At 73.5% G+C, this 4230-nt stretch carries 3 protein-coding genes; 1 reads left to right on the top strand and 2 read right to left on the bottom strand.

All coding sequences use genetic code 11. The features are described from left to right. Window positions 1–52: 52 nt before the first annotated feature. The gene (locus AB0J67_RS39520) at window positions 53–1849 is read right to left on the bottom strand and encodes a 5'-nucleotidase C-terminal domain-containing protein (RefSeq protein WP_363490692.1); all 1797 of its coding nucleotides are present in this window, start codon (window positions 1847–1849) and stop codon (window positions 53–55) included. Window positions 1850–1984: 135 nt separating this feature from the next. Between AB0J67_RS39520 and AB0J67_RS39525 the strand changes: the two genes are divergently transcribed. Next, window positions 1985–3448, top strand: coding sequence for a cryptochrome/photolyase family protein (locus AB0J67_RS39525; protein ID WP_363490694.1), 1464 nt, complete (start codon window positions 1985–1987; stop codon window positions 3446–3448). Here the strand turns inward: AB0J67_RS39525 and AB0J67_RS39530 are convergent. Beyond that, entirely contained in the window at window positions 3415–4209 is a 795-nt protein-coding gene (locus AB0J67_RS39530; protein WP_363490696.1) for a rhomboid family intramembrane serine protease, read from the bottom strand. The two genes, AB0J67_RS39525 and AB0J67_RS39530, sit on opposite strands and share 34 nt — an antisense overlap. Window positions 4210–4230 lie beyond the last annotated feature (21 nt).

Here is a 4230-nt window from a genome sequence, read left to right on the forward strand (position 1 = left end):
CACCGGGCGGGGGCCCCCCCCGCGGGTGCCGGGGCCCCCCCCCCGGGGCCGGTCAGAAGACCGGGACGCCCTCGCGGACCAGGCGCCAGTTCGGCTGGAAGAAGTCGGCCGGGTCGATGACGCCCTTGGCCTGCGCCCAGTCGATGAGCAGCTGGCGGATCTCCTGCTGCGCGTTGTACACCTGCGGCTTGACGATGCCGGGGAACCCGCCGCCGCCGCTGCGGCGGTAGTTGTTCACCGCGACGACGAACCGGTCGGCGTCGGCGACCGGGGTGGCCGTGCCGGCGTGGTGCAGCGCGGTGATGCGCTGGCCGACCGGCTTGCTGATGTCGATGTCGTAGTCGATGCCGGAGAACGTGTCGTAGTTGTAGTCCGGCACGGTCGGCTCGCTGATCGTGGCAGGGTCGACCGTCGCCCCCACGGCGTGCGTGCGGAAGTACTTGGCCGAGTACTCCAGGTACGCCCGGATCTCGGCGCCGGTGAGCACGACCGCTTCCAGGGTGTTGTCGTAGATGTAGAGCCCCGCGACGTCCTTGATCTTCACGTCGCCGGCCGGGAACAGCGCGGTGCGGCTGAACGGGGCCGAGATCGACAGCACCGGCAGGTCCGCGTACTCGGTGCCGGCCATGGCGGCGGCGACCGTGTCGGCCTGCACCTTGTTGATGAAGTCGAGGATGGGGGTGTCGACGTAGCGCGACTGCGCCGCGGACAGCTCGACGACCGAGGTGGCCACCACCTGGTTGATGTAGGCCACGGTCTTGTCGTGCTGGGCCTTCACGGCGGCGACGACCTTCGGGTCCTCGACCACGGTGTTGGTGTTGAGCATGGTGGCGTGCTTGCTGAGCACCTTCCAGCGGCCGCGCTCGCGGGTCAGCGTGAAGTCCATCCGGGTGACCCGCTGGCCCCACTTCGACGGCTCGGAGGTCAGCACCTGCTCGCCGGTCGCCTCGTTCGTGACGAACTTCTCCACGATCTCGGCGTGCGCGTGGCCGAACAGGATGGCGTCGATCCCGGGCACCTGCTGCGCGATCAGCGCGGTCGGGTTCTCGTTGGGCAGCTCGGTGCCGTAGCTGGACACGCCGCTGTCGCCGCCGTGCGCGGAGATCAGCACGATGTCGGCACCGCGCTCGCGCATGATCGGCACGTACTTGGCCGCGGTGGCGATCATGTCCTCGAAGCGCAGCACGCCCTCGACGTTGGCCTTGTCCCAGATCGCGACGCCCGGGTTGGTCAGGCCCAGGATGCCGACGCGCAGCGACGGCGCGCCGGGGCCGAGCGAGACCTTCTTGATCACGTACGGCTCGAACGCCGGCTTGCCGTTGCGCACCTTGACCGCGTTGGCGGCGAGCGCCGGGAAGCCCAGCTGGCGGATCCACAGGTCGAGCAGCGGCAGGCCGTAGTTGAACTCGTGGTTGCCCAGCGTGATGGCGTCGTAGTCGATGACGTTCATCGCGCGGGCCATCGGGTGCCGCTCGCCGGTCTCGGTGATCGGCTCCTGCTTGGCGTAGAACGTCGCCAGCGGGGTGCCCTGGATGGTGTCGCCCGCGTCCAGGACCAGGGTCGCCTTGCCGCGGCGCTCGGCGCGGATCTGGTTGACCAGGGTGGCGACCTTCGCGACGCCGACGTCGTTGTGTGCGCTGTCGTCGTACTCCTTGTCGCGGTAGTAGTCCCAGTTGAAGACGTTGCCGTGGGTGTCGGACGTGCCGAGGACGGTCAGGTCCCAGGTCGTCGGCCGGCCCTTGTCGCCCGCGTGCGCCGGGGCGGCGACGGCCAGCGGGCCGGCGACGACGGCCGCGGCGGCGCCGGTGAGCAGCTGGCGCCGCGACGGCATGCCGGAGGGGGAGGTCATGTCGTGAACCTTTCCGAGGTGGGGCGCCCGGGGTGCGGCGCCGTCCGGCACCCTAGCCGCACGGCGGAGGTCGATGCCACCCGAACGGCGTCGGCCTGGCTCACACCACCGAGGATGCGTCCGATATGGTGCGGTATGCGCCGTCGTTGGCTCTTCGCCGATCAGCTCGGGCCGCACTTCCTCGACCGCGCCGACCAGCCCGTGCTGCTCGTCGAGTCCAAGGCGGTGTTCCGTCGCCGGGTCTTCCACCGGCAGAAGGCCCACCTCGTGCTCTCCGCGCTGCGCCACCGCGCGGCCGAGCTGGGCGAGCAGGCCGTCTTCCTGCGGACCGAGACCTACCGCGAGGCGCTCGACCGGGTGCGCGAGCCGCTCGAGGTCTGCCACCCCACCTCCCGCGCGGCCCGGCGGCTGGTCCGCGCGGCCGGGGTCGAGCTGCTCGCCCCGCGCGGCTTCGTGAGCAGCCCGCAGCAGTTCGCCGACTGGGCGCGCGGGCGCTCCCGGCTGCGCATGGAGGACTTCTACCGCCACGCGCGGGTGCTGCACGACCTGCTCATGGACGGCGACCAGCCGGCGGGCGGGCGGTGGAACCTCGACGCCGACAACCGCCAGCCGCCGCCGCGCTCGGGGCACCTGGACGTGCCCGCCCCGCCGATGCCCGCCGAGGACGACATCGACGCGGAGGTCCGCGCGGATCTCGACCGCTGGGCGGCCGAGGGGGTGCGCTTCCTCGGCCGCGACGGGCCGCGGCTGTTCCCGGCCACGCACGCCGAGGCCGCCGAACGGCTGCGCCACTTCGTCCGCCACCGGCTCGCCGCCTTCGGCCCGTACGAGGACGCGATGCTCTCCGGCGACCCGTGGCTGGCGCACAGCATGCTCTCCGCCGCGCTCAACCTGGGCCTGCTCGACCCGCTCGACGCGGCGCACCGGGCCGAGGAGGCCTACCGCGCCGGCGACGTGCCGCTGTCCAGCGCGGAGGGGTTCATCCGGCAGCTGATCGGCTGGCGCGACTACATCTGGCACCTGTACTGGCACCTCGGCGAGCGGTACGCGCGCCGCAACCGGCTGGGCGCGCGGCGCACGCTGCCCGGCTGGTTCGAGGAGCTGGACGCGGGCGCGGTGCGGGCCCGGTGCCTGTCCGACGTGCTCGCCGGCGTGCGCGACCGCGGCTGGGTGCACCACATCCCCCGGCTGATGATCCTCGGCAACTACGCGCTCCAGCGCGGCTGGCGGCCGGACGAGCTGGCGGGGTGGTTCCACCGCGCGTTCGTCGACGGATACGAGTGGGTGATGACCGCCAACGTGGTCGGCATGAGCCAGTACGCCGACGCGGGCGAGATCACCACGAAGCCGTACGCCGCGGGCGGCGCGTACGTCAACCGGATGAGCGACTACTGCGGCGGCTGCCCGTACGACCCGCGCCGCCGGCTCGGCGCCGACGCCTGCCCGTACACCGCCGGCTACTGGGCGTTCCTGGACCGCAACCGCGAACGGCTGGCCGGCAACGTCCGGCTGGCGCAGCCGCTGCGCCAGCTGGACCGGCTGCCCGACCTCGAAGCGGTGTCCGATCAGGAGCGGCGCCGCGGCTCCCGCGCACCCTGACCGCCCCCCACCGCGGCCATGCGACCGGCGGGCAGGCCCCACACCAGCGCCAGCACCAGACCGGCCAGCAGGCCGATGCCGTGGTCGTCGCCGAGCACGGTCATCACCCCGGCACCGCAGACGACGACGGCGAGCAGGCCCAGGACCGGCGGGCGGGCGCGGCCCGCCCGGTGCGCCGCGGCGGCCAGCGCGATGGCGACCGTGCCCGCCACTGTCGCCGCGACGGCACCCGCCGCGGCGAGGAAGGTCAGGTAGACGGCGAAGTGGCCGGCGTAGAGCAGGGCCGGCAGCGGTGGCGGGCGACCGGTGCGCCAGGCCGTGACCGCGAGGGCGCCGATCAGGCCGGCGACGACGTCGGAGGAGCCGCCGCCGCTGCCGGACGGGTCCAGCACGACCGTCACGACCGCACCGGCCAGGCCCGCCGCGAGACCCACGGCGAGCCAGCGGATCCGGCCGCACCACCGCTCGACGACCACGCCGACCAGCACCAGCCCGAGCGTGTTGTACGCGAACTGCCCCCACCCGGACGGCTGCACGAGCAGCGCGGTCAGCACCCGCCACCACTGCCCCTCGCCGACGATGCCCGCATCCCGTTGCAGCGTGCCGGCCACGGCCGGCACGGCGAGCTGCGCGCCGAAGAACAGCGTGCTGACCACGGCCGCCGCGACGGTGAGCGGGCTGTCGCGCAGGAGCTGCCTGGTCCGCGCCGCCGGGCCGGGTGGCTTCGCACCCGGCGACGACGCGAGGGGCGGCGCGGTCATGGCCCCCATCGTGCCGCACCG

This window comes from Catellatospora sp. NPDC049609 (assembly GCF_040675365.1).
GTDB lineage: Bacteria > Actinomycetota > Actinomycetes > Mycobacteriales > Micromonosporaceae > Catellatospora.

Bases quoted from the DNA above. Each gene is read 5' to 3' on its own strand.
- AB0J67_RS39525 (WP_363490694.1), top strand. From the start codon at position 1,985: ATGCGCCGTCGTTGGCTCTTCGCCGATCAGCTCGGGCCGCACTTCCTC.
- AB0J67_RS39530 (WP_363490696.1), bottom strand. From the start codon at position 4,209: ATGACCGCGCCGCCCCTCGCGTCGTCGCCGGGTGCGAAGCCACCCGGC.
- AB0J67_RS39520 (WP_363490692.1), bottom strand. From the start codon at position 1,849: ATGACCTCCCCCTCCGGCATGCCGTCGCGGCGCCAGCTGCTCACCGGC.